Source organism: Microbacterium sp. HMWF026, assembly GCF_003061325.1.
Lineage (GTDB): Bacteria > Actinomycetota > Actinomycetes > Actinomycetales > Microbacteriaceae > Microbacterium > Microbacterium testaceum_E.
In genome coordinates, this window is sequence record NZ_QAJB01000201.1 from 1 (window position 1) to 1,223 (window position 1,223).

The 1,223-nt window shown below is 71.5% G+C and carries 1 protein-coding gene; it reads left to right on the top strand.

The features are described from left to right. Window positions 1–178: 178 nt before the first annotated feature. Window positions 179–1,223, top strand: a 1,045-nt coding sequence (locus DBR36_RS08415) for an acyltransferase (protein ID WP_146185284.1), incomplete at its 3' end; no start/stop codon positions are given.

Below are 1,223 nucleotides of genomic sequence, written 5' to 3' on the forward strand. Positions count from 1 at the left end.
CACCAGCAAGGGATGAGCGGGGAGACCCGCGATCTGCCACATGCGCTCATGAAAGCACCGCGACGTCGTGCAGAACGGGGCTTGCTTTCGCGTGGGGTCGGTGCTTCCTGCTCACCCGTCGTGGGAGCGCTTCCACTAGGCTCTCTGCGGCCGGTTCCCGCGGCCGGAGGGAGCTGACGTGGTCGCTGGCGTGTCGCGTGTGCGTCGTGATCTGCAGGGACTGCGCGCGATCGCCGTCCTGGCGGTCGTCGGTACCCATCTCACGGGGTGGCCCCGCGGGGGCTTCGTCGGCGTCGACGTGTTCTTCGTGCTCTCGGGGTTCCTCGTCACCGGCATCCTTCTCTCCGAGCTGCGCGTCGCGGGGACCATCCGGCTGTCGACGTTCTTCGTGCGGCGCCTGAAACGCCTGCTCCCCGCCGCTCTGCTCGTGATGGCCGTCGTCGTCGCCGCCGGGTTCGCGCTGTTCTCGGCCGTCCGTGCCGAGAGGACGGTCGGCGACGCGCTCGGCGCGGTGGGACTCGTCTCGAACTGGCGCTTCGGACTCGAGGGCCGCAACTACTTCGCCACGGGCGACGTGTCACCGCTGCAGCACTTCTGGTCGCTCTCGATCGAGGAGCAGTTCTCGGTCGCGTGGCCCGTGATGGTCCTGGGGGCGGCGATGCTGCTGCCGCGAACTATTCGCCGCGGACGCGGGGGTCGGGTGACCGTCGCCGTCCTCGCGATGGCGGTGACCGCTCTCTCCGGGGCCGCGGCGGTCTTGCTGACGCCCGTGGATGCCAGCATGGCGTACTTCTCGACGACGACCAGGGTGGGCGAACTCGCCGTGGGCGCGATGCTCGCGGCATCCGGCGGACCGCTCCGCCGCCTGCACCCGGTGGTGGGCGGTGCGATGGCGTGGGTGGGCCTGGGTGTCGTCGTCGCCGCGTTCTTCGTCGTCGACCCCGCCGAATCCTTCCCCGCGCCGTGGGCGGCGCTGCCCGTGGCCGGGGCGGCCCTGGTGATCGCCGGCGGGGTGGCCGGCGACCCCCGCCACCGCCACCTGTTCCCGCTGACAAACCCCGTCGCCGTCGCCATCGGGGACGTGTCGTACTCGCTCTACCTGTGGCATCTACCCGTCATCGTGTTCGCGGGCGTGGTCCTGCCCCCCGGCCCCGCCGCCCTCGCCATCACCGCCCTGGGGATCGCGGTGCTGACCGTCGCGACGTATCTCGGCGTGGAGCAGC